This is a genomic window from Marinobacter sp. H13, assembly GCF_059072335.1.
In genome coordinates this window covers 2,167,708-2,192,830 of record NZ_JCACRU010000001.1, presented here as the reverse complement: position 1 = coordinate 2,192,830, position 25,123 = coordinate 2,167,708, and the positions used below count along the sequence as shown (strand labels likewise).

The 25,123-nt window shown below is 59.0% G+C and carries 19 protein-coding genes; 5 read left to right on the top strand and 14 right to left on the bottom strand.

From position 1 onward, the window contains the following. Positions 1 to 10: 10 nt before the first annotated feature. Genes AC5JQH_RS10110 through AC5JQH_RS10100 form a run of 3 tightly spaced genes read right to left on the bottom strand, consistent with a single transcriptional unit; the run spans position 11 to position 4,517 of the window. On the bottom strand, positions 11 to 424 hold the full coding sequence (locus tag AC5JQH_RS10110) for a response regulator (protein ID WP_493805546.1): 414 nt from the start codon (positions 422 to 424) through the stop codon (positions 11 to 13). Between the two features lie 14 nt (positions 425 to 438). Beyond that, complete coding sequence (locus AC5JQH_RS10105; protein ID WP_008176794.1) at positions 439 to 996, bottom strand: hypothetical protein; 558 nt, start codon at positions 994 to 996, stop codon at positions 439 to 441. A 32-nt stretch (positions 997 to 1,028) separates the two neighbouring features. Continuing rightward, the gene (locus AC5JQH_RS10100; RefSeq protein ID WP_493805545.1) at positions 1,029 to 4,517 is read right to left on the bottom strand and encodes a response regulator; all 3,489 of its coding nucleotides are present in this window, start codon (positions 4,515 to 4,517) and stop codon (positions 1,029 to 1,031) included. Positions 4,518 to 4,689: 172 nt separating this feature from the next. Between AC5JQH_RS10100 and AC5JQH_RS10095 the strand changes: the two genes are divergently transcribed. Continuing rightward, positions 4,690 to 5,760 carry a hypothetical protein gene (locus AC5JQH_RS10095; RefSeq protein WP_493805544.1) on the top strand — a complete coding sequence of 357 codons (1,071 nt, stop codon included), beginning with the start codon at positions 4,690 to 4,692 and terminating at the stop codon, positions 5,758 to 5,760. On the opposite strand, the gene AC5JQH_RS10090 is transcribed toward AC5JQH_RS10095, so the two are convergent. Then, positions 5,757 to 6,008, bottom strand: a complete 252-nt coding sequence (locus tag AC5JQH_RS10090; protein WP_491713063.1) for a hypothetical protein — start codon at positions 6,006 to 6,008, stop codon at positions 5,757 to 5,759. The genes AC5JQH_RS10095 and AC5JQH_RS10090 overlap by 4 nt on opposite strands. A 196-nt stretch (positions 6,009 to 6,204) precedes the next feature. On the opposite strand from AC5JQH_RS10090, the gene AC5JQH_RS10085 reads away from it, so the two are divergent. Further along, the gene (locus AC5JQH_RS10085; RefSeq protein ID WP_008176786.1) at positions 6,205 to 6,549 is read left to right on the top strand and encodes a hypothetical protein; all 345 of its coding nucleotides are present in this window, start codon (positions 6,205 to 6,207) and stop codon (positions 6,547 to 6,549) included. Between the two features lie 10 nt (positions 6,550 to 6,559). On the opposite strand, the gene AC5JQH_RS10080 is transcribed toward AC5JQH_RS10085, so the two are convergent. Beyond that, on the bottom strand, positions 6,560 to 7,846 hold the full coding sequence (locus tag AC5JQH_RS10080; RefSeq protein ID WP_491713062.1) for a serine hydrolase domain-containing protein: 1,287 nt from the start codon (positions 7,844 to 7,846) through the stop codon (positions 6,560 to 6,562). 126 nt (positions 7,847 to 7,972) lie between these two features. Continuing rightward, positions 7,973 to 9,160 carry a GGDEF domain-containing protein gene (locus tag AC5JQH_RS10075; RefSeq protein WP_491713061.1) on the bottom strand — a complete coding sequence of 396 codons (1,188 nt, stop codon included), beginning with the start codon at positions 9,158 to 9,160 and terminating at the stop codon, positions 7,973 to 7,975. A gap of 224 nt (positions 9,161 to 9,384) precedes the next feature. Here AC5JQH_RS10075 and ybaK point away from each other — a divergent pair, with 224 nt between their 5' ends. Both ybaK and AC5JQH_RS10065 read left to right on the top strand, forming a co-directional pair. Beyond that, positions 9,385 to 9,867, top strand: a complete 483-nt coding sequence (ybaK, locus tag AC5JQH_RS10070) for a Cys-tRNA(Pro) deacylase (RefSeq protein WP_491713060.1) — start codon at positions 9,385 to 9,387, stop codon at positions 9,865 to 9,867. Positions 9,868 to 9,870: 3 nt separating this feature from the next. Beyond that, positions 9,871 to 11,064 (top strand): cation:proton antiporter, encoded by a 1,194-nt coding sequence (locus tag AC5JQH_RS10065; protein WP_491713059.1) that lies wholly within the window; start codon positions 9,871 to 9,873, stop codon positions 11,062 to 11,064. Positions 11,065 to 11,161: 97 nt separating this feature from the next. Here the strand turns inward: AC5JQH_RS10065 and AC5JQH_RS10060 are convergent, their stop codons facing one another. The 8 genes from AC5JQH_RS10060 to AC5JQH_RS10025 form a co-directional block, all read right to left on the bottom strand. Beyond that, complete coding sequence (locus AC5JQH_RS10060; RefSeq protein ID WP_493805543.1) at positions 11,162 to 13,405, bottom strand: NADP-dependent isocitrate dehydrogenase; 2,244 nt, start codon at positions 13,403 to 13,405, stop codon at positions 11,162 to 11,164. Positions 13,406 to 13,889: 484 nt separating this feature from the next. Further along, complete coding sequence (locus AC5JQH_RS10055) at positions 13,890 to 15,878, bottom strand: acetoacetate--CoA ligase (protein ID WP_493805542.1); 1,989 nt, start codon at positions 15,876 to 15,878, stop codon at positions 13,890 to 13,892. 16 nt (positions 15,879 to 15,894) lie between these two features. Beyond that, on the bottom strand, positions 15,895 to 16,674 hold the full coding sequence (locus AC5JQH_RS10050; RefSeq protein WP_273155826.1) for a 3-hydroxybutyrate dehydrogenase: 780 nt from the start codon (positions 16,672 to 16,674) through the stop codon (positions 15,895 to 15,897). A gap of 13 nt (positions 16,675 to 16,687) precedes the next feature. Next, complete coding sequence (locus AC5JQH_RS10045; protein ID WP_273155827.1) at positions 16,688 to 18,052, bottom strand: TRAP transporter large permease subunit; 1,365 nt, start codon at positions 18,050 to 18,052, stop codon at positions 16,688 to 16,690. Next, positions 18,052 to 18,690: a TRAP transporter small permease subunit gene (locus tag AC5JQH_RS10040; RefSeq protein WP_273155829.1), complete on the bottom strand. Its 639-nt coding sequence runs from the start codon at positions 18,688 to 18,690 to the stop codon at positions 18,052 to 18,054. Before AC5JQH_RS10040 ends, AC5JQH_RS10045 begins: the two co-directional genes overlap by 1 nt. Positions 18,691 to 18,806: 116 nt before the next feature. Continuing rightward, positions 18,807 to 19,859 carry a TRAP transporter substrate-binding protein gene (locus tag AC5JQH_RS10035; RefSeq protein WP_273084090.1) on the bottom strand — a complete coding sequence of 351 codons (1,053 nt, stop codon included), beginning with the start codon at positions 19,857 to 19,859 and terminating at the stop codon, positions 18,807 to 18,809. 327 nt (positions 19,860 to 20,186) lie between these two features. Continuing rightward, entirely contained in the window at positions 20,187 to 21,599 is a 1,413-nt protein-coding gene (locus AC5JQH_RS10030) for a sigma-54 interaction domain-containing protein (protein WP_014578922.1), read from the bottom strand. A 142-nt stretch (positions 21,600 to 21,741) separates the two neighbouring features. Beyond that, complete coding sequence (locus tag AC5JQH_RS10025; RefSeq protein ID WP_273155831.1) at positions 21,742 to 23,847, bottom strand: 3-hydroxybutyrate oligomer hydrolase family protein; 2,106 nt, start codon at positions 23,845 to 23,847, stop codon at positions 21,742 to 21,744. A 354-nt stretch (positions 23,848 to 24,201) separates the two neighbouring features. Between AC5JQH_RS10025 and AC5JQH_RS10020 the strand changes: the two genes are divergently transcribed. After that, positions 24,202 to 25,113 (top strand): alpha/beta hydrolase, encoded by a 912-nt coding sequence (locus AC5JQH_RS10020; RefSeq protein WP_008176757.1) that lies wholly within the window; start codon positions 24,202 to 24,204, stop codon positions 25,111 to 25,113. The last annotated feature ends 10 nt before the right edge of the window (positions 25,114 to 25,123 follow it).

The following is a 25,123-nucleotide window of genomic DNA, read 5'->3' as shown; positions in this document are numbered from 1 at the left end:
TCTGAACCGGTCAGTGGCGCCGGTTCAGACCCTGCATCATCGCCATATCGCCGCCGTGAACCATGGCGTAATTGTTGACCACATCGTGTATTTTTTCCTGGGAATAAGGCTTGACCACGTAGCCGTTAGCGCCGGCACTGATCGCACGCTGAATACTCTCGATCGAATCGTCCGCCGTCACCAGCACAATGTGCTGTTCCTCACGGGCGTCCATGAATTCCAGCATCAGTTCGTGCCCATCGCCGTCCGGCAACCCCAGATCCAGCAGGATGATGTGAAATTCCCCGGCTTTGAAAGCCGTCCTGGCGGAAGCTGCGTCAATACACTCGATCACTTTGGTTGCGCCAGCGTTGTAGAGCATATCCACGAGCCGCTCTCGCATCACAGGCTCATCTTCCACTACCAGCACTTTCAGATCCGTCATGTGGGTTGCTCCTCTCAAACTGTCGGGTCGTTGCCTGTGCGCCGTGGCAGGTCCAGCGGCGCTGGTCGGGGCTCGCTCATGTCACTGTAGTCAGAGCGTGGCGAGGTCTCCGGATTGGCCGTCGTCCCGTCCTCCATGCCAAACCGTGTCAGTATATTGCTGATGCTCACAGCGGTTGTGTAGAGGGATATCGCAATAATCAGAAGGATCGGCTGAACAAAGGTTACAAAACCGGGTACATCCGCGCTTCCCAGTATACTCAGGATCAGAATGATTGCCGGCCCCAGCACCACGAAAAGCGTCAGGGCGATGAAGAAAACAATGCGCTCCTTGTAGCGCCCGAGCTCCCGGTTGGTCACGAGACCGAGCACGAACTTGCCGATAGCCAGACCGGCAAGGATAGCGGCGGCGATGCTCAGGTCCGGTCGCAGCAGGGTTTCGTAAAGCCGGCCTTCCCACAACCGTTGCATACCGATAATCAGAAAGGGAAACAACACAAACAGGATGTCGGCATAGGTACCATACATCATGCTCAGGGAATGGTGTTCTCGGCGTTCCGGCAGCTCACTCATCGGGTTCTTCCTGTTGGTCATACTCACACACGTCAGCCTGGCGTTTTCGCAGCGGCGAGGGCACGGTCTATCATTTCACCGAGTTCCTTCAGTTCGCTGCGAACACGTTCCCAGTCCGGCTCAGTGACTTTCAGCAGCTCTTCCAGTATACCCGCCTGTCGGGTCATCAGCGGATAGCCCATGGCACCCGCCGTGCCCTTGATCTGGTGGGCTTCGGTTTTCATTGCTTCACGATCTGCGTCCGCCAGCGCGGCATCCATTCGGGTCCGCCGCGCGGCAAGCCCATCAAGAAACTGTGCCACCAGGTGGGCAATTTCAGCGTCTTCGCCGGTATCCGCGGCGAAAACGGGGCCCGTGCCCAGCAGCCGATCCAGCAGGGCCGTCAGGTGGGACTGATCAATGGGCTTGTTCAGCACGCCGTCACATCCGGCCTCAAGCAATGCATCGGTTTCCTGCTGATCGCCGGCTGTAAAGGCAATCACCGGCCGGCGGAACCCGGCCTGGCGCAGCAACCTGGTGGCATCAACACCATCCATTCCCGGCATGTGACGGTCCATCAGCACCAGATGAACCGTATCGGACAATGCAGTCCGAACCGCGTCCTCGCCGCCGGTCACTGCCACGACGTCCAGACCTTCCCGGCGCAGCATACGCTCTACCAGCTGCCGGTTTTCGGTGTTGTCTTCGGCAACCAGCACCTTGCCCTGATAGCGTGAGGTTCGTTCATTAGCGGAGGCCGGCGTCACCGAAAGGTATCGTCCCAGTGTTTCATAGAAGCGCTGCTTGTCGATGGGCTTCGCCAGGTGTTCATTGCAGCCGGCCAGGCGATAATCGGCAATGTCCTCGGACATCACATTGGCGGTGAGCGCGATGACCGGCGTATTCACCCCGGCTTCGCGAAGTGCCGCCGTGGCGTCACGGCCGTTCATCACCGGCATCTGTATGTCCATCAGGATCAGATCAAAGGGTTCGCGAATCGCCATTTCCAGGGCTTCCGCTCCGTTGCTCACATGGACAAGCTCGGCTCCGGTTCGAGACACCAACAGGGAAACAAGCCGCCGGTTCACCTCGTTGTCCTCGGCACACAGGATACGCCCTGACAATCGCGGCGCGACAACCATGGGGATGGTCCGGCGGCGCTGGCTCAGCTCCGAGGCGTCGCGCAGGAAATGCACCTCATCCAGTGGCCCGGTCCGGATCGAAAGCTCAAACTCGCTGCCCTCGCCATAGGTGCTGTTCACCCGGATACTGCCGCCAAGCATTTCCGCCAGACGCCGGGAAATGCTGAGCCCGAGGCCGGTGCCACCATATTGCCTGGAAATGGCGGCGCTGCCCTGGGCAAAGGGATCGAACAGCCGCCCCAATTGCTCCGGCTTCATGCCAATGCCGGTATCCACGACCCGGGCCACGAGCAATTCCTGATCGCGATCACAACGGACCACCAGGGAAATGGACCCCTTATCGGTAAATTTAAGGGCATTACCACACAGGTTGATAATGATCTGGCGCAGTCGGGTGGGGTCAGTGCGCACCTGCTCCGGCAACGGGTATTCGCAGATGATGCTGAAATCCAGTCCTTTTTCCCGGGCTCTTGGCGCGAAGAAGGCGCGAATCTCGTCAAGAAGTTCCGGCAGATTGACCGATACGATGTCCACATCCAGTTTGTTGGCGTCGATTTTCGAGTGGTCGAGGATGTCGTTGACCAGGTCCAGCAGATGTCGGCCGCTGCGCACCACCGTCTCGGCACTGCTTCTTTTCTCCGGTTCACTGAGATCCGGATCAAGCAGCGTTTCTCCGTAACCGATGATGGCTGCCAGCGGTGTGCGGATCTCATGGCTCATATTGGCCAGGAACTGGCTTTTCGCCTCCGCGGAATTGCGGGCAAGCTCCTTCTCGAGACGCTCCTGCTCGCGCTCCCTCTCGATCCTCAAGCGATTGTGACTTTCGGTGGCGTCGATGCAGGTGCCTTCCAGATGGGTCGGCTCACCCTCGGTGTCATACACCGTATGCAGTGAGATGGTCGCCCAGCGCTCGTCACCGTCCCGGGTAAGGTATCGGGCCTCAATGCCCTTGACCGTGCCCCGGGCCTCCAGCTGCTCGATCACCAGCCGCCGCAACCGCTCGTCGGCGATGCAGGTTTCCAGTACGTCCGGGTTCCGCTTGAGCAACTCGCGGCTGCTGTTATAGCCCAGCAGGCGCGCCATGGCGGGATTGGCCGTGACAAATCGCCGGTCCGGCGACATCTGGAACACGCCCTCGATGGCGTTATCGAACAGCGACTGGTAACGCTGAAGGTTCGACAACGCCCGCTGGCTCCAGCCCAGGGCCTCGCCCTGGACCTGCTTGATCCTGTCTGCGAGGGCAAAAGAAAACAGGATAATCTGCGCGGTCAGACCAAACTGGGGTGAGTAAGCGGTGAAGGTGTTCAATGGCAGTATGCCCATCACCGTCAGGGCATAGATACCGAAGCCCACCAGCGCCAGTGTCCAGGCGAAAAAATAGGAACGGGCCGCCGGATTGTAATAGCGCCAGGACAGGTAACTGACCACGATCAAAATCAGGCTCAGCAGAATGGAGCCAACCACAATCCATTCCATGGCGACGTGGTAGGGCAGGAACAGCGACAGCACGAAAGTGGCAACCACCGAATACAGGCACAGGCGGATGACCTGATCAAGATCGGCCGACCGTTCCCGGGTTTCAAGCAGCGACCTTGCCATCAGCAGGCCCCAGAACCAGGTCAGAATAATCTGGAAATGCAGGAACTGTTTGTCGAACAGAGCGGGCCGGCTGTCGAGAAGCTGGATACCGTGAACCTGTTCGGTGAAGATAAAGATGGCCGCAAAGACCAGGTAGAGCACGTAATAGATGTTGCTCCGCTCGCGAACCGAGACCGCGACGAACAGGTTGTAGGCAAGAATGGCCAGCACCGAACCAAGCAGGATGCCCCGCACCAGCTCATCCACCGAGACTTTTTCGATGTAGCTGTCCGGATGCCAGAGGCTGATCGGCAGACGGAAAGTATTGGTGTTGACCACCCGCAAGTAGACGTGGCTCAGGGAATCCGGTGCCAGTGAAAGGCGGAATGTCGGGTTGGGGACAGCCAGGTCCCGTTCCACCCAGTTGTCCTCATAACCCGCCTGTCGCTGATCGACCAGATCCCCGTCGCGGACCATGAACAGGGTGACTTCATCCACCAGAGGCAGGGCAAGCTCAAGGATCCATCCGTTCTGGTCCGGATTGCCCGCGGAGCGGAGATCCAGGCGCACCCAGTATGCGGACTCGGTGTAGCCGAAGTTCAACACGCCGCCTTCGTGGCGGGTGAAGGCACCCGATTCCAGTTTGCGAACCTCTTCCAGAGTCAGTGCCTGCTCCGGATCCTCGAGGTACCAGATACAGCCACCCAGATCACGGATGCTCTCGACACCGCCATCCAGGACAATCTCGCCATCACGGCAGGGCCCGGCTGCACTGGCCGAGGACGGCATCATGGCCGTGACCAGGAGCAGCAGAACTACCATCAAAGACGTCACCGCCGGGGGCGCCAATTCAAGCCGTTGCCGCAAAATGTGATCTCCGCGAGGGTAGATACCTGTTTTTTGTTTTACTGTCGGTAACCGCACCGGGGCCATACCGTCCTGGTGACTCACTTTAGCCGTTTACACCGTTTATCGCATCCCGGGGCCTTCTGAAATGAGACATTCCTGCATTTTCGCTGCTGTTGCCATGACCACGCTTGTCCTGAGTGGCTGCGGACTTGAGGACACCGGCCCTTCAGCGTTCAATCCGGCCACCAATGTGGATCTGACGTTCTCGAGCTTCGCCCTGGAGAACACCGAGGTGGCACCGGACAACCTCGGCAATACCCGTTTCTGGGACTTTTACCGGGGCATCCAGCCGGCAGCAGACGATTCCGACGACCTGCAAACCACCGGGGAAATACGCAGCCACATCGAGGTTTTCATCCGCGCCACGCCAACGGACGCCGGCACCAGCTATGACAGTGTGCGCAACCCGCTGGACCTGATGAACCAGGTGCTGGCTTCCGGCGAAGTCACCAATTTCCAGGAAGGCAAACGGTACATCAGCCAACGCATTGCCGATGGCGTCGCGGGCACCTACAACACCCGGGGCAACGGCGCCCAGATCCGGTTCACAGACCAGTCGGCGGTGATTGCCGATCTGCCACTGAACGACCAGCTCTGGATCTACCCCACCCTGGACTGGCGTTACCTGCCGGATGGCCCGGAGGAGTCGGATCTGGAAAACAAGGTCTATCGCACTATCCAGTACGTCAGCCGCAGCGTGGAGGAAGACGACCAGGCAGCCCAGCCGGAACTTGTCAGCGTGCTGGCAGGCAGCCGGTTCGATGCCAACAGCTTCATGACGCTGGGCTACAGTCCCACCGAGTTTGCAACGGCCGACTACCTGAGTCGGAACCATGGCAGCATTGAACTGCGCCAGGATTTCATTGACGAAAACACCGACACGCTGTTTATAAAGAATGACGAATCCGAGGTGATCACACTCGATCGCTATCCAGGTTATGGCCTGGGAGACAACAGCCCGGACTGCCTGAGAGTCGAGCTGGATTACAACATGGATCTGGTGAGGATTTTTGCCTCGAACGGCGAGCCAGCGCGCATTGACGACCCTGACTCAACCGACGGGCAGGACACCATTCCGAATCCGGCCAATTGCACCTACCAGGAAGATGCCGACGCGATTACCAGCTGGACAACAGTGCCTGTCGCCGGCCGCTAGCCGGCGCCGCCATCCCTGAGGTCCCAGTTCTGCAGGAAGCCTTTCTTGCGGTCGATCATGCGTTCATAGGTGGAGATCATGATGGCCGCGTGGGGTGCTTTGACAAGACGCAGGGTTTCTATTCGGCGCTCCAGCCGTTCAACTTCAGAGCGCACCTGCTGGTGCACATGATTGCGAACGCTGTCGTGATGGTCCAGCTTGACCTCGCGGGAGGCTGACTGGTGGCTGGGGGGTGTGGGCTTGTCCATTCGGCTTCTCGTCCATTGAGTCGTGATAGATCCTTTTCCCATCAGGCAAGTCTGCACAACTGTCAGACAAAGTGCAATTAAAATGAATAGAGTTTCATTTTTATTTGCAGCCTTGCCGGGCTTCCTGCGATCTACACGACCGAAGCCCTGCTATAGTTCCCTGTAGATACGACATTGCCCACCGACAGGAGTTCCCATGACCCAGACATCCGTGGCGGATACCCTCCGTGAATATCTGTCGCTACTGGAACTGTTGGACGACGCCTACTGGGAAGCCAGCAGTATTCACCACAAGGACATGCTGTACGACATCATCAGCATCTTCAGCCAGGAAGTGGCCGAGATTAACAAGCTCAGTATCCAGGACCACCATTACCCCTACGAAGTGATCACCGAGGGCATTCGGCGGGTGGTCCCCAAACTGGAGCGGCTCGATGAAAACCGCGAGGACGTGATCCAGCGCACCCAGACACTGACGGATTTCCGCGACATCCTGTCATCGGTGCTGGGTATACTGGAAGCCCAGCTGAGGACCCTCTAAAGCAGCCGCCTCAGGCCGCGATCAGCGGTCGCCGGTGTTCCGGTATCAGTGGGAAGCGGTTGCCCACGGTATACACAAACTTCGCCAGCGCCGGCAGGTGATGACCGACAATCGGGATGCCCGTGTTCAGCAGGCTGACCGAAATATCACGGGCAGCGTCTGCCCAGCAGAGCTTGTTGATCAGCCCGACGTGGCCGAAAGCAAAGCGGCTTTGCTGGCCCCAGAGGCCCACGGGATTGCCGCCCAGCATCATGCCGGCACTGAAGCGCATGGGTATCATCATGGTGCGGTCTATCTGCAGGGAACCGAACTGCTGAATGGCCCGGCGAATGGTAATCTCGCTGCAGATTCGCCGGCCGTTCCAGAGTCCGCCGTTCAGCATCATCTGGAAGAAACGACCCATCTCCTCGGCGGTCCCACACAGATTCCCTGCCGGAATCACTGCCTCCTGGAACCGGGGATCGTTGGTGACCCGCTCAACGGTCCGGATATCGCCGCCAAGAGCCCGGTTAACCACCCAGGAAACCGGGAACCGGGGCGTTGGCCCGGTGGCGTAGTTGCAGGCCAGATCGTTCAGATGCTCCGGGGCGATACCATAGGTAAACCACTTCATACCCATGGGTCGTCGCAGGTGCTTGTCGAGGTAGTTCTCGATGGTGTCGCCGGTCACCCGTTCGAGTACCTGCTGGAGGACAAAGCCGCCGGTGATGGCGTGATAGGCCACCTTGGCGCCATCGACCTCCACCGGTCGGGCGGCACAAAGCAGTCTCCAGACTTCGTCATTGTCCCACAGCACATCGATTGGCGTATCCCGGGAAATTGCGGGAATGCCACCCCGATGGGAGAGAATCTGGTGAACGGTGATCGTGCGCTTGCCGTTCACCCCGAACTCCGGACAGTAGTACGACACGGGGTCCATCAGATTGACTAGTCCCTGCTCTGCCAGCATGTGCATCAGCAATGCTGTCACGGCCTTGGAGGCAGAGAAATAACAGATGGGCGTCTCTGTGGTCATCGGGACTTTAACCGCACCTCGCGGGTCCTGGGGGCCGTTGCCACTGGCATGGCCAATGGCCCGGTGCAGGATCTGTTCGCCCCTGTGGCGAATGGAGATCTGGATCCCCGGATGCACGCCGGTGCGGTAGATGCTCTGGACGCTGCGCCACACGGCATCAACCGTTTCCTGGCTGACGCCTGCGGCGGCAGGGTTTTCACCAGCGGCATCCCGGAAGGTGACGGCTTCAAGGTCCTTGGGAATCTGGCTGGTGTGGAGGGCACGGCGGGCAAGTCGGTTCATCAGTTCAAACCTTTTTCAGTAACGTTGTTGTTTTTCTATCTTCAAAGGAACCGACCCGTTTTACATTGGCCGGGTCGCAATCGGGCGGGCGTCACCGTCTCCACCCGGTCCGGCACACGGGTCTCATTACTGATTATGGACCTGGTCGTGCAGGTGCGCCATGGCGACACAGTTTCGACCGCGCTGTTTGGCCAGATACATCGCCTTGTCGGCGGCGGCACAGAGCGTGGGTGCAGTCTGCCCGTGATCGGGATAGACCGCAACGCCCACACTGATGGTCAGCGGCACCTCCTGGCCATTCCCCAGCGGCTGCGGCTTTTCCGCCACTTTGCGCCGGAGCCGCTCGGCCGTATCCTGGGCTTCCTCAAGATCCATTTCCGGCAGCACGATGACGAACTCCTCACCGCCAAACCGGCCAATAGCGTCGACGCTGCGCACGCTGCCCAGCAGCAGGCGACTGATGGACCGGAGGACCGAATCACCGGCGGCATGGCCGAAGGTATCGTTCACATCCTTGAAATGGTCAAAATCAACCCAGAGCACCGCCATGGGTCGCTGATACCGCCTGGCGCGGTCCAGTTCCTCCTCCAGAACCCTGGACATTTCCCGGCGGTTGAACAGGCCGGTCAACGGATCCCGGGTGGCCATTTCCTCAAGCTCGTTTTCAAGGGTCTTACGATCGGAAATGTCCAGCACAATGCCTTCAAGCACAACCGTGCCATCCTCTTCCTCGACGCCCCGGCCACGCTCCCACACCCAGATCCGACTGCCATCCTGGCGGGTAAGGCCATATTCCACCGAAAACGATTCGTCGTTGTCCAGAGCCGCCTGCACCTCGCCCAGGATCCGCTCACTGTCCTCTTCATCCATCAGGCTGGCGTAACTGGCCACCCGGTTATTGATAAGGTCCTCAGGCTCATAGCCGGTAAGGCGGGCACAGCCCTGGGACACGAACAGCATGGTCCAATGCCGGTCATACAGGCACCGATACGCCATACCGGGAAGGTTATCCATCAGGACCTGTAGCTGACGCTCCCGCTTGCGCAGGGCCTGGCGCTGATTATGCTGCAAGGTGAGCAGGGCACGGTCCTTGGTGAGCTGGCGCAGGAGCACCACGAACAGCACCAGGCCCGTGGTCAGGACAAACAGGAACCCCTTCCAGGTCTGGACCAGGGAAAAGGTCTGAGGGTCGGGAAACCACGCCTCGGCGGCGGTATCGGAAAACGCAATCCACGCGAAGCCGGCAATCAGATAGACCAGCGCAGCCCAGCCAGCCCGCCGCAGGGGTGTCCGGTTATCGTTCAATCTGTTCATTCCTTGAGGGTCTGGCCGCAAAGGCTCCACGAACACACGGCCATCGGTGTTTGGACATTTATAATGTACGAAAAATAGTCATAACGGGACGTTAAGTCGAGCGACAAATGTCATCCCTGGTAAAATCGCCGGCGCACTATGACTTGCCCCTGGCCCGGAGCAGTTGTTGCAGTGCCGGTTAGCTGCTTTAATTCCCGGTCTCTGTCCTCTTTCAGGAGCCGAGCATGACGCCTGGCATCAACGCTGCGCGCAAAGCCGCTGTGCCTCATACAATCCATGAGTACGAACACGATCCGGCGAACGAGAATTATGGTACCGAGGCCGCCGAGAAAACGGGCGTGGCTCCTGCCCGGGTGTTCAAGACTCTGGTAGTGGCCATCGATGGCAAGGAGCTGGTCGTGGGCATCGTGCCGGTGACCGCCATGCTCAACATGAAACTGATTGCCCGGGCCGCAGGTGGCAAAAAAGCCGGAATGGCTGACAAACAGTTGGTCGAACGTACTACCGGCTATGTCCTGGGTGGGGTCAGCCCGCTGGGCCAGAAAAAAAAGCTGAAAACCATTATCGACGATTCGGCCCTGGGCTTCGACACCATCTTTGTCAGCGGAGGGCGACGGGGGCTGGAGATTGAACTTGCGCCCCGGGACTTGGCCCACCTGACCAGAGGCTCTTTCGCTCCGCTGCACTCTCCTCCTCACCAGGAGTAACCCGTGAATCACGCAACGGATCTGCTACTGATCGGCGGCACCATGCTGCTGGCCCTGGCCGCACACGGCATCGGCCAGCGCATACACGTGCCCAGGGTCACCCTGTTGCTCTTGCTTGGGGCCCTCGCCGGACCGGAACTTCTGGATCTTCTGCCAACGGGTGCAGACTATCACTTCGGATTCATTACCCAGTTAACGCTTGCCATGGTCGGCTTCCTGCTGGGCGAGCGCATGGCTGTGAAGAATCTGGCGGAAGGCCGGGAGGCGGTGATCGTGAGCATTGCGGTCACCCTGGTAACGGCAGCCTTTGTTGCCGTCGCAGTCTGGCTGGTTACCCGGAATCTTCCCGCTGCGCTGCTCCTGGGTTCCATCGCAACGGCAACAGCGCCGGCAGCAACACTGGATACGTTGAAGGAAGCGGGTGCCAACGGCCCGCTGACCCGGCTGGTGTTTCAGGTCGTCGCCATTGACGATGCCTGGGGCGCCATCCTGTTCAGTATCTGCCTGGTCGGCGCACAACTGCTGCTGGGCGATGGCGGTACCGGGCTTTCGACCCTTGGAATCGGTCTTCTGGATGTCGGGGGGGCGGTTCTTCTGGGCATTGTCCTGGGTCTGCCCATGGCCTGGCTCACTGGCCGGCTGCGGCCCGGGGAGCCGATGTTGCTCGAGTCCGCCGGGTTTGTCTTTGTGGCCGCCGGCATCGCGTCGTTTCTTGGCCTCTCCTATCTGCTTACCTGCATGACCCTCGGCATCGTGGTCGCCAACCGGGCAAGGCATCATGTGCGCCCGTTCCGTTCAATTGAAGGGATTTCCGAGCCGTTCCTGGCCCTGTTCTTCTTCATGGCCGGCTACCAGCTCGAGTGGGCCATGCTACCAACTCTCGGTGCACTGGGCCTCGCCTATGTTGCCGCACGGATTGCCGGCAGGTTGGCCGGCGGACGGTTCGGCGGCTATCTGGCCGGTTCTGCATCTCATACCCGGAAGCGGATCGGCGCCTGCCTCATGCCCCAGGCCGGCGTTGCCCTTGGCCTGGCACTGCTCGCCACAGAACGGCTGCCGGAACTGACGTATATTCTGCCTCTGGTTATTGGCGCAACGGTGATCTTTGAACTGGTGGGGCCGCCGCTCACGCTGATTCAGCTCAGGCGAGCCGGCGAAACCGGCAAAGGCTATCAGGACGAACCGGACGAGGACTGATCGCCCGGTACACGGCCATAAAAAAACCGGAGAACCCGCAAGGGTTGTCCGGTTTTTGAATGCATCCGGATGTCAGTCCGGATGCTTCAACGCTGACTTACTTCACAGATGCACGGGCATCCTCAAGGATCCGGTTCAGCGTGGCACTGGGCTGCATCACTTCGCAGACCTTCTCCATCGGCGGGTGGTAGTAGCCACCGATATCCGCCGGGTTGCCCTGAACCACGGTCATCTCCTCCAGGATCTTGTCCTTGTTCTCTTCCAGCTGTGCGGACAGCTTGGTGAAGAACTCCTTCAGCTCCTTGTCGCTGTCCTGGTTGGCCAGTTCCTCTGCCCAGTAGCGGGCAAGGTGGAAGTGGGAACCACGGTTGTCGAGCTCGCCGGTAACCCGGGACGGAGACTGGTTGTTTTCCAGCAGACGCTCGGTGGCCTTGTCCAGGGTCTGACCCAGCAGACGCGCGCGCTCGTTGTTCTGCTTCTCGCCCAGCTCGTCCAGGGAGACCGCAGTAGCCAGGAACTCACCCAGGGAGTCCCAGCGCAGGTGGTTTTCCTGGATCAGCTGCTGCACGTGCTTGGGTGCGGAACCGCCGGCACCGGTCTCGTACAGGCCACCGCCGTTGAGCAGCGGAACGATGGACAGCATCTTGGCACTGGTACCCAGCTCGAGGATCGGGAACAGGTCGGTGAGGTAGTCACGCAGTACGTTACCGGTCACGGAGATGGTGTCGAGGCCGCGAATCAGGCGCTCCATGGTCCAGCGGATGGCGCGAACCGGGGACATGATGCGGATATCCAGACCTTCAGTATCGTGATCCTTCAGATAGGTGTTCACTTTCTGGATCAGCTGCGCGTCGTGAGCACGCTCGTCGTCCAGCCAGAACACGGCCGGCATACCGGTGGCACGGGCACGGTTGACCGCCAGCTTGACCCAGTCACGGATCGGCAGGTCCTTGGTCTGGCATGCGCGCCAGATGTCGCCTTTCTCGACGTTGTGCTCGGTCAGCACGGTGCCGTCTTCGGCAACAACGCGAACAACACCGTCTTCCTTGATTTCAAAGGTCTTGTCGTGAGAGCCGTACTCTTCGGCTTTCTGCGCCATCAGACCAACGTTCGGCACGGTACCCATGGTGGTGGGATCGAAGGCACCGTGGGTCTTACAGAAGTTGATCACTTCCTGGTAGATGGTGGCGTAGGTGGACTCGGGCATAACCGCCTTGGTGTCCTTGAGCTTGTTGTCACGCGCCCACATCTTGCCGGAGTTACGGATCATCGCCGGCATGGAAGCATCAACAATGACGTCGCTTGGAACGTGCAGGTTGGTGATGCCCTTGACGGAATCGACCATGGCGATTTCCGGACGGTGCTCGTAACAGGCGTGCAGGTCTTCCTGGATCTGCTCCTGCTTGGATTCCGGCAGTTGCTTGATCTTCTCGACCACGCTCGACAGACCGTTGTTCGGGTTCACGCCGATCTCGTCGAACAGCTCGCCGTACTTGTCGAACAGATCCTTGTAGAAAACCTTCACCGCGTGACCGAACACGATCGGGTGGGAGATTTTCATCATGGTGGCTTTCACGTGCAGGGAGAACATGACACCGGTGTTCTCGCAATCGGCAATGGCGTCCTCGAAGAACTTCACCAGCGCCTTCTTGCTCATGAACATGCCGTCCAGCACTTCGCCTTCCTGCAGCGGCAGGTCGGATTTCAGAACGGTCTGCTTGCCCTGCTTATTCTCGAACACGATGTTGACTTTGGTGGCCTTGTCCAGCGTTACCGACTGCTCGCTGGAGTAGAAGTCGCCGCCACGCATGTGCGCCACGTGGGTACGTGAGGCCGGGCTCCACTCACCCATGGAATGCGGGTATTTGCGGGCAAAAGCCTTTACGGCAGTCGGCGCACGACGGTCGGAGTTGCCCTCACGCAGCACCGGGTTAACGGCACTACCGAGAACCTTGGCATAGCGGGACTGAATTTCTTTCTCTTCGTCATTTTCCGGGTTTTCTTTGTATTCCGGAACGTTGTAACCCTGCTCGTTCAACTCCTTGATCGCGGCCCGCAGCTGGGGAATGGACGCTGAGATATTCGGCAGTTTGATGATGTTGGCGTCCGGGTCCTTGGTGTATTCACCCAGTTCGGCCAGGGCATCCGGAACCCGCTGATCTTCCTCCAGATAATCCGGGAAGTTCGCCAGAATACGCGCCGCGAGAGAGATGTCGCTGGTTTCGAATTCAATACCAGCCGGCTTGGCGTAGGTTTCCAGGATGGGAAGAAGCGACCGTGTTGCGAGGGCTGGCGCCTCGTCGGTCAGTGTGTAGACAATCTTGGCTTTGGATGATGTCATTTTCGTCCTCAGGCTAATGGGTGGGTTCAGGACGGTCATGGCGGGGTCAGGCGTCTTTTGAACGTCCGACCTGAGCAATGACTGATTAGGAACTTTTGATAGGGCTACTAAGATACCATTTTTTCGTTAATTTTGGTTACGATCTTAGTATAAGAACGGACTAAAAATGCCTGATCTTCGGTTACAAGACGATGAAATGGCGGGAATTTACGAAACTTTCTAACATCGGACATTCGGGTAGAGCGGCAGAAGAACCCCTTTCCAAAACACGCTCCTAACGGCACATCCCTGTGACGCTTGGGCTCCGCCATCCCTGGCTCCGCACAGTTTTGGAAAGGGGTTCTTCTGCCGCTCACCGGGCCTCTCGGTGTGCCTCCGCGCGGTCAATCAAGGCCATTCTCGGAAGCATTTTTGTCGACAAAATCAAGAGAGTAAGTCGGATTAGCACAGCATAAACCGACAGCCTCCATCAGATTTCAGACCTTCAACTGGGCAACAGCCCAACCTCGGCCAACCGCTCCCGAATGTGATCCAACGCTTCGGGGTTCCCCAAAGCATCCCGATTGTCCGCCTTCTTCGAACCATTGATCAGACGGGCCACTGCCAATTCCACCTTTTTGCCACTGCGGGTGTACGGAATGTCGTTCACCTCCACAATGTGCTTGGGCACGTGCCGTGGGCTGGCGCCCTCGCGGATTCGACTCTTGAGCTGTTTCAGCAGATCGTCGGTGATTTCCTGACCGTCGGCCGGAACCACCAGCAAAACCACTTCCACGTCGCCGTCGATCTGGCGGCCGACGACGAGGCTGTCTTTGACCTCGGCCACGGTTTCAACCTGGCGGTAGATTTCCGCGGTACCGATTCGAACGCCGCCCGGGTTCAGGGTGGCGTCGGAGCGACCATAGATGATGGCGCCGCCGTGTTCGGTGAACTCGATGAAATCACCGTGGGCCCATACGCCCGGGAAGGTGTTGAAGTAGGCGTCGCGGTAGCGCTCGCCATCCGGATCCTGCCAGAAGCTGACGGGCATGGATGGCAGCGGCTGACGGCAGACGAGCTCGCCGCGACCTTCACTGACCGGCTGGCCATCGTCGCCGTAGGCAACCGCGTCGACGCCCAGGAAACGGCACTGGATTTCGCCGCGGCGAACAGGCAGCAGTGGCGTTGAACCCACGAAGCAGCCGCAGATGTCCGTGCCACCGGCAATGGAGCCAAGCAGGGCGTCGGGGGCGCCATCGCTGTAGACCCAGTCATAGTCTTCCGGCAGCAACGGTGAGCCGGTGGAAAACACCACTCGCAAATTGCTCTGATCCAGTGTTTTTACGGGCTTGAGCTCGCCTTTGCGGCAGCCGGCAATGAACCGGGCGCTGGTTCCAAAGTGGGTGACCTTCTCTTCCGCCACGGTATCCCACAGGAAGTTCAGGCTCGGGTAACCCGGAGAGCCATCAACGGTGATTACGGCGGCGCCGGTCATCAGGGCGGAGGCCTGCCAGTTCCACATCATCCAGCCACAGGTGGTGAAGTACAGGAACCGGTCTTCGGGGCCAACGTCGCCGTGCAGCATCAGCTCCTTGGCATGATTAACCAGCAGGCCAGCATTGCCGTGCACGATGCACTTGGGTTTGCCCGTGGTGCCGGAGGAATACAGGATATATACCGGATGATCCGGAGGCAGAGGCGTAAAGGAAGGAGCCGTTCCTTCGCCAGCAGCGAGGGCGTTTTCCCAGGTAGTCACCAGATCGCCGGAAATCGGAGCCTCGTCTGGCAGTTGCTGGACACTGACAACCGCCTTGAGCGTTGGCAGGCCGGCAATGAGCTCGGCAAAATCCTGCTGGCGCGCAAACACTTTGCCGCCGTAGCCGTAGCCGTTCACGGCGATCAGAGCCGAAGGTTCGATCTGGCCAAAACGGTCAAGAATCGCGCCGATGCCGAAATCCGGTGACGCGGAACTCCAGATGGCCCCAAGACTTGTAGCGGCCAGCATCCCTACCAGGGCTTCATAGCCGTTGGTAACAACACCGGCTACCCGGTCACCCTGTTTGATGCCTTTACTTCGCAGGAAGGCTTCCAGGGCACCGGCGTCGGCTTTCAGTTCGGCATAGGTGCGACGCAGCACCGGACGGGTTTCACAGTACGCCACCACGGCTTCGCGATCGCGGTGCTCACCATCTGCGAGCCTCAGCAGGTTGGCGGCAAAGTTCAGCTTCATCCCGGGGAACCATTCGGCGCCCGGCATTTCATGCTTGCCCAGTACTCTTTCAGCCGGTGTATCGCAGACAAGACCACAGTAATCCCAGACTTTTTGCCAGAAGGTTTCCAGCTCATCAATGGACCACTGGTGCAGTGCGTGGTAGTCAGCAAACGGGCCGAAGCCCTGCTGCTCCAGCCAGGCCTTGAACTGGCCCATACGGGAATTGGCCAGGGTGTCTTCCGACGGAGACCAGACTACCGGTGATTGTTCTTCATTGCTCATCCATATCTCCTGAATGTTACTGCATATGCCAGCCGTGACTGACTACGATGGACTGGCCAGTCAAAGCCGCAGAAGGGAATGCAGCCAGATGAACGGCCAACTCTGCCACGTCTTCCAGGGTGGTGAATTCCCCGTCCACAGTGTTCTTGAGCATAACTTTACTGATCACTTCCTCTTCGGAAATGCCCAGCTCCTTGGCCTGTTCCGGAATCTGCTTGTCCACCAGGGGCGTGCGCACAAACCCGGGGCAGATGATGTTGCTCCGCACCCCGTGTTCCGCACCTTCCTTCGCCACCGCCCGACACAACCCCAGCATGCCGTGCTTGGCCGCCACATAAGGGGCTTTCAGGGGAGAGGCCTCCAGAGAATGCACCGACCCCATGTAGAGCATGGTGCCACCGCCGCTCTCGTACATGTGCTTGAGTGCCGCGCGAGTCACCAGGAAAGCGCCATCAAGATGCACATTCATGACTTTGCGCCAATCGGAATAAGCCAGTTTGTGCACCGGATCAATATGCTGGATGCCGGCGTTCGCAATGGCGATGTCCAGACCACCCCACTGTTTAACCACAGATTTGACGTTTACGTCAACTGCACCCTCGTCAGTCACATCCATCTCAAGGGCAATGGCAGTTCCGCCGGCCTGCTCGATGGCGTCTACGGTGTCCTGGGCCGCCTCGAGTGTCAGGTCAGCCACAGCGACCTTGGCGCCTTCGCGGCCGTATGCCTCGGCAATGGCCCGGCCGATGCCGCGACCGGCACCGGTAATCAAAGCAATCCGGTTTTCCAGACGCATTGTTAATGTCTCCTTAGTCGTAAGCCACACTCGGCAGCCAGGTCGCAATTTCCGGAACCACGAACACAATGGCCAGAGCTACAAGCTGGATAATGATGAACGGAATTACGCCACGATAGATATCGGTAACGGCGATCTCCGGCGGCGCCACACCCTTGATGTAGAACAGCGCAAAACCGACCGGGGGTGTCAGGAACGAGGTCTGCAGGCACATCGCAAACAGAATGGTGAACCACACCAGGTCAAATCCCAGAGTCTGAACTACAGGCGCAACCAGGGGCAGGATGATCAGCGTAATCTCGACCCAGTCCAGGAAGAACCCCAGCAGGAAAACACCAAACAGGATGGTGAGAACCACACCGTAGGGTCCGAACGGCAGGCCCAGCAGAGCGTCTTCAATCACCTGGTCGCCACCCAGCCCGCGAAGAACAACGGAGAACGCGGTTGCACCGAGGAAGATGGCAAAGATGAACGCAGCCGTGCGTGTTGTCTGCTGCATGGAGGAGTTGAGCACGCTCAGGTTCAGTCGACCCGACATCAGGGCCAACAGCAGGGCGCCCAGGGCGCCAACACCCGACGCCTCCGTCGGGGTAGCTATGCCGGCGAAAATAGAGCCCAACACGCCCAGAATCAACGCGGCGGTTGGCACTACGGCCTTGGCTACTTCCCAGACAATGGCCCAGCTGACTTTCTCGGTACCTTCCGGCACCGGTGCAATATTCGGTTGCAGCATGGGACGGATGATGGCGTATGCCACATACATGGCACCCAGCATCAAACCGGGAAAGAACGCGCCCATGAACAGGTCGCCGACTGAGGCCTCTGGCACCGCCAGGCGGTCAGCCATCAAGACCAGCATGATGGAAGGCGGAATCAGGATGCCCAGGGTTCCGGTGGCACAGGCGGTACCCACGGCAAACCCCTTGTCGTACTTGTTCTCCATCATCACCGGCAAGGACAACATGCCGAGGAGTACGACCGACGCCCCGATGATACCGGTGGTCGCGGCCAACAGAACGCCGATAACGATGACGGTCACCGCATAGCCGCCGCGGACGGCGCCAAAGAGTTTCACCATACTGTTCATCAGTCGCTCGGCAACACCGGACTGGTCAAGCATGATGCCCATGAAGATAAACATGGGCAGGGCAACAAGGGTTTCACTGCTTACCACCTTCCAGATTCGCTCGGGCACAAGCCCCATGGAAGATTGATAATCGAACCACAGATTGGCTCCAAAATTCTCAACGGCGACGACACCAACAACGGTCCAGATAACCGCGGTGCCGCCCAGTACCCAAGCGACCGGATAACCGGTCATCAACAGCGCCCCGAAGGTGAGGAACATGCCGATTACAAAAAGGGTTTCAAGCTCCATCAGGACGCATCCTCTTTCTTGTTCTCACCGGATTCGATCCGGATTGGCTTCGGAAAGCCGAAAAGCAGGGCAGTGACTTTCAGCAGACGGGACAGGGCAGCAATAATCAGCAGCACAAAGGACAGTGCCAGAACGCCCTTGAGGATCCAGCGGTAGGGAAGCCCGGCAGGTGCCTGACTGGTCTCACCCTGCTCCCAGGAACTGACTGCGTACGGGATCATTTCGTAAACCGCCAGCACGAGAAACGGCAACAACAGGAATACCAGGCCAAACAGTTCAATCCAGGCCTGACCTTTCAGTGACAGGCGCTCATGGATCACGTCGACCCTGACATGATCGTCGGTAACCAGGGTATAGCCCAACCCCAGCAACCAGCCCGCACCGGCCAGATGCCACTGGACTTCTTCCAGAGTGACCGACCCCATGCCAAAGGCATAGCGACCCACTACCGCATAGATGATCACGCCGGTGACCACAATCCAAAGCCAGGACGCACTCTTGCCTATCGCAGAAATCACAGCGTCCAAAACCTGGCTTAGCCAGGTGGTCGGAAACACTGTGTGATGATGAATAAATTGACCGGCGTCCGACGCCGATGCGTGCACATCGGGCGGTGAGCCTTTATCAGACACTGCCATACAACAGTTCCTCGTTCAGAAAGCCTGTCGTTAAACAAGGATGGCCCCGCAGGGCCATCCAGACTATATCAGTGGGCACCGGAATTGCGTCCGGTGCCCAGGGTCAGCCCCGAACCTTAGAGGTCCGCCGGAACATAGGCGCGGGTATCCCAGATCTTGTAGGATTCCATGAACTCCTGCTGGCTTTCATAGACACGCTTGAAGTCGGCATCCTTGGACGCTTCTTCTTCCAGCACTTCCTGGGTTACTTCCCTCAGCTTGAGCAGAACTTCGCGGGGGATCTGGTCGGCCTGAACGCCCTTGTCCTGGAACTCGGCCAGAACCTTGCCGTTCTTGTACTCGCCCTCGGCCAGACCACGAGTGGTTGCCGCGGTGCAGGAAGCCTCAACCAGCGCCTTCTGGGCTTCGGTGGCTCGTGCCCACTCGTCCTTGTTGATCAGCATGTACTGGGCTGTAAACTGCTGGTGCCAGCCCGGGAACAGGTTGTACTTGACCACCTGGTTGAAGCCAAGGATCTGATCGATGGCGGGCATGGAGAATTCGGTGGCATCAATGGTGCCCTTCTCCAGTGCCTGGTAGAGCTCGCCGCCCGGCATCATGGTGACAGAGGCGCCCAGTTTCTCGAGAACCTTACCACCGAGACCGGCGAAGCGGATCTTCAGGCCTTTGTAGTCTTCCAGTGTTTCGATGGGCTCGGAATACCAGCCGGCTGTCTCGGGCCCAATGATACCGCACAGCTGAGCGTGAACGTTGAAGCCCTTGTTGGCATAGGTTTCCTGCAGCATTTCATGACCGCCACCGTAGTAGTACCAGCCGATATAGGCAGGCGGCTTCATGCCGAAGGGAACAGCGGCGAACAGGGGAATTGCAGGCACTTTGCCCTGGTCATAGCCGATCCAGGTGTAACCAGCGGATACCTTGCCGTCTGAGACGGACTGCAGGATGTCGAACGGCGGAACCAGCTTGCCGGGCTCATAGACACGGACCTGGATGCTGCCATCGGAGGCGGTGGTGAGGTTATCTGCAACCCAGGCGGCGGGAGAACCGAGGCCCGGAAGGTTGGTGGCGAAGGCAACGGGCATTTTCCAGCGCAGATCTTCTGCAAACGCAGAGCCCGTGGTAAGAGCGATCGCACCGGCCACACCGGTGAGAGCCTTGAGAAGTTTCATTGGCAAGTCTCCTAACTTTGTTGTTTTGTCTGGCCTGGCGGCTTACAACCAGAAAGGCCTGAACTGAGTATAGTCAGAGAATGCAGGAACAGACGGACAGGGTAATGTTTGGGGTCCAACAGTTAGCGTCAGTCTTGTTCTGTGCATTGTTCTGACGTCCTGCGCCTCGGATATAGCAGACACTATGCCATGTTAATTTTATTGATATATTTCAGCTAGTTATAAAATACGGCCGGGGCCGGCACGAGGGAAAGTGTCCGGAATCGAGGACATCATTAGACGTCAGTCGTAAGGGATTGTACGGATGAGCAGACAGTCGTCCGGATTTCAGGACAGCTTGGCCAGTTTCTCGTACAGAACAGATCGGGATATACCCAATAGCTTGGCAGCCCGGGTACGGTTGCCACGGCTTGCCACCAGAGCTTCTTCGATCGCCTGGGCCTCTGCCTCGGCCAGTGTCTGGGACAACGGCCTGACCGGTTGCGGTGCAAGAGAAGACACCGGGCGCGTCCCGGCTCGGGGCAACACCTTGAAAATCGCGTCGGCATCGAGCAAGCCACCTTCCTCGCCCATGGTCATTGCCCGCTCGAGAACGTTGCGCAACTCACGGATATTGCCCGGCCAGTCATAACTGCCCAGCGCCGAGACGCCGGCATCCGTAATCTCACCACGCAACTCCAGACCCTCGCAGATCTCTTCAAGAAGCGCTTCGCAGAGCACACCGAGATCCGCCAGCCGATCCCTCAAGGGTGGAATGGGGATTTCCAGGACATTAAGGCGGTAATAAAGATCGGAGCGGAAAGTACCTTCGGAGATCATGACCTCAAGATTTCTGCTGGTGGCAGCAATAACCCGAACATCCACCGAAACCACCTTGTTGGAGCCCAGCGGTTCAATCTCTCCCTCTTGCAGGGCCCGCAGCAGCTTGGCCTGAAGCGGCAACGGCATGTCACCCACCTCGTCGAGAAACAGGGTGCCACCGTTAGCCAGTTGAAACTTGCCTTCCCGGGTGCGGCGATCGGCACCGGTGTAGGCGCCGGGTGCGACGCCAAAGAACTCGGCCTCAAGGAGGTTGTCCGGAATGGCGGCCACGTTCACTCCCACGAACGGTTTCTCCGCACGTCCCGAGACCGTATGAATCGCCTGGGCGAGTACTTCCTTGCCGGTGCCCGTTTCTCCCAGCAGTAGAACCGGCATATCGCGTCCGGCCGCCAAGCGCGCGCGACGCTTGACCTCCAGCGCTGCCGGGCTGGCACCAACGAAATCACCGAGGCTATAGCGAGTACCTCGTGCCTTTTTCGCCAACGCCTTGCGCGCGGCCGCAAGATCCTGGTGGAGCCGACGGTATTTCGACACCAGTGGCGTCAGGGGCTGAAGGTCGTCGTAAAGTACAAAGGCCACGGCACCGACGATTTTTCCGTTGTCGTCGTAGTACGGCAGGCGCGTTACCACCAACTGTTGCTGGTTGTGCTCCATGATGTCCAGCAGCAGGGGTTTACCGGTTTCGACCACTTCGGGCATTCGGGTGTGAGGGATTAGCTGGCGCACCGGTTTGCCGATGATGGTAGACGGATCGCCCAGGCCAAGAAGATGGGAGTAGCTGCTGTTAATCCAGGTAATCCGTGCATCGCAGTCCACGGCGATGGCACCGGCGCTGGCTTCCTCGAACATGGGAAACAGGGCTTCGATCAGGTCTCTGGTCAGGCCACTTTTATTGTTGTCAGAAAACAGCTGTGTCATGTACCGCGCACCAACGGGTCGAATGTCATTCATCTGGATAACCCTCGCACCCGACAGGCCGGGTGCAGTGACGGAAGTATATGGGGCCCCCGGACCGGGGGCAAACGAAGCCGGCCCCGCAACGGGCCGGCGCGTGTCACACTTATTCCGGGATCCGGACCTGGTTGTCAGTAAAGACAATCCGGTCGCCAGCATCCGGCGCGGGATTGATCGCCGGCAGGTTGACCTCCGCCAGCGGTGTTGTGATAGCGCCCCGTGGCACCGTCCGGACTACCTGGCTTGGCGGCAACGCCTGCTTTTCGGTCAGATTGGCCCAGACCAGGTCCAGCGCCTGGAAATAATAGTGGTGCAACGGCACATACCGGTCAGCAACGCCCGGGAACCCATTAAGTACGTCCAGGTGATGCGCGTTCAGGATTTCGTAGTACCGCAGGTTACTTTTCTCCCCCTCCACTCGCTGGTTCAGGCCAAAATAGGGCCGGGAGGTGTGGTTGATGGGTAGAATCGCATCGGCACGGCCGGTCACGAAGACCGTCGGCTTGCCCTGCAGATCACCCGAGGCACGGACCTCGGCGATACCCTCGGCAATAGCCGTTGCCAGCTCGGCGTCAGAGCCCTGCAGATCAGCTCCGCTGACGGCGTCGCTGCCCTGGGCAAGGCTACGAAGGCACAACAGTGCATCCAGGCCATAGTCCAATTGGTTGGTACTTGGTGAAGCACTGGCAGGCAGATTGGTGGGCTGACCATCGGCACCATCGTAGACGATGTTCACCTCGGCCGACGGCGGAATGCCATTGCTGATAGAGAACAGAGCGGCCTCTACCCCCGGCGCTATCGGAGCCACTGCCCCGGCGCCATCCACGGCCGCCAGGCTGAGATCACAGACACGATCCTCGACACCGGCGCGACCATAAGCATTGGCATAGGTCATGGAAATACTCTGGGCTACGGCGAGCCCGAAGTGCACCGGCGCCAGCAGATTCTGCTCCGGCTGAATACCAAAGTCCTCGTTCAGGATGCGCAGTGCGTCTGTGGCTCGGTCATCCAGCGTGGCACCACTTACCAGACCCTTGTTGGCAAGGGAGTTACAGATATTCTCGCCGATTGCAGGGGGATTGAAGGTGGCGTTCAATGGCGCATCGTCCCGGATCGCCGGCGCCTGGTTGGCACAACCCTGATAGACGGCAAGGGCCGTGGTGTAATCCAGCAGGCTGCGGCTGTGCTCGGTAATCTCCGGGCCCTCGCCCTGGCGTATGGTGAAGCTTCGGTCCACCTGCGGGTTCACGTTGGGCTCGGACACCGCCACTCCATCGATAAGGCCCTTCGTATCCTGCTCGGCTGCACGGACGGAAGAACCACCACCGTTGGAGACACTGGAGGCAATGACCACGGTGTTTTTGGGTTTGATGGTCAGCAGCGTTTCGCCGTTGCCCAGCTCACGGCCAAACTTCTCGTTCAGCACGTAAAACCCGAATTCAATGGACTGCAGTACATGCTGGCCCCAGTCGGCTTCCGGATTGGCTCTGGAGTGAGCGTGCTTCCAGGCAAACCGATCCGGCCAGGCGCTGTCGAAATCCGCTCGCTGCCCATCGGTCAGGTCGGCCCGGAACTGCACTGGTTCGACATCGGAGGTGAGCGTGCCATCAATCCGCTGGGCGGTGTTTGTAGCCAGGTTATGGGAACCTGTTCCTGTGCCCTTGTCGGTGTATACGACAGCACACCCTTTTTTCAGGCCCCACTCGCCGGCCGTACCGATAGCACCGTAGATGCCCCGGGAGCCGGAGGACGGCGCCGTGACCATGCAGGGTCGATCCGGGTCAAAGCTATCGGGCACCTGAGCCATCACCGTAACCGGCATGTCGGTTCCGGGCACTGACATGTAGGCAATGAATTCTTCACCCGCAATCAGGCCTTCACCGCTGGCGTTAACCTGCGGACCAAAGAAGGTCCCATAACCGCCTCCGGGGGCGGTATCCACCAGTGCGCGATAGTTGTTATAGATCGCCAACCGTCGAAGTTCTGCAGCGGTAGGGTTCAAAGGGTCTGCGAATGCAGGCCCGGGCGCACTGGCCAGACCGCTGGCACCCAGGCCCGCAGTAAGCAGGTCATCGGTAATACCGTCGTAGCTGGTCTGACTGATATCGCCCTGAATGAAATCGGGGATTTCGTTGAACGGTGGATTATCCTTGCAGGCTGAGAGGGTCAACCCCGTGGCGCCGATCAGGGCGCAGAGCATTATTCGTTTCATGATCGTTCCTTGTTTGTTGTTGTAAACGAACAGACCAGGCCGCAAGCCGGGCCCCGGGAACGCCATGCGCATCCTGTGCCAATTGGCTATGTCTATGATTTATAAAAATTAAATTTACCTCTTACTTGAGCCTTAGAGAATAATTCCGGATTTCCGGACAGCCCCGGGGCCGGCAATCATCGAAAAACACGCCTATTGCGAGCCTTGCAGAGATTGTCCTTGAAACCGGACACTGTACTGAATGTCAGACAATGGAGTCTGGATAAGGCAACCCGCCCCGTACCGGCATCCATCAATATCAGTCTGTCGTAAATTTGGTGTGAAACCTCAATTCGCCTGAAAAAGGAGAGCCCAGTGCCCGGTTACCGAACAGGGGGCAGACGGGGTGGGTTGGTCGGCGTGATTGGCAGCCTGCTGTTGCTGGCCGGGTGCGCGACCCACCACAATGCACCAGAGAACGCGGCCTTGCCGGGAGAACAATCCTTTCAGGTAGAGCGCAATGTACAGTTCTCCCCCGATAACTGGCCACAACGACTGTTCGCCGACCTTTACCTGCCCGAAAACGGGGCCTCAGGGCATCGCCATCCGGTGGTCCTGATGGTTCACGGGGGTGGCTGGCAACGACGGTCCCGTGAAGACATGGCCTGGATCGCGGAAGAAGTGGCCAGCCGCGGTTTCGCGGTGCTGAACATCGACTACCGGTTTGCACCGGAATACACCTTCCCGGCGCAGCTGCATGATCTCCAGCTCGCCCGCCAGTGGTTGAACGAGCATGCCGACAAATACCGCCTAGACCGCAAGCAAGTCAGTGGTTTCGGGTTTTCATCCGGCGCCCATCTGATTGCCCTGCTGGCCCTGGTGGCAAGCTCCGACAGCGAGCTGAACCAGCCCTACGGCGGGCCGGAGTCCCGGCTGCACGCTGTTGTCGCCGGCGGCTTGCCGTCTGACCTCATGGCGTTCGGTTCGAGCAAGTTGATCCGGCAGTTCCTCGGTGGCGAGCAGCAGGCGATGCCGGACACCTATCGCAGTGCCTCACCGATCAGTCACGTGACGGCCAACGCACCGCCCTTCTTCCTGTTTCACGGCGCCGTGGACATGCTTGTGCCCTTCAGCCAGGCCGAACGTTTCCGGGACGCACTCGCAAGTCATCAGGTATACAGCGAACTCTATGAAATGCATCTGCGAGGACATGTCACCAGCTTTCTCACAGCCGGCGATGCGGTTGACGAGGCAATCGCATTCCTCGACCGAAAGAAAAGCAACTGATTGCCGGGTC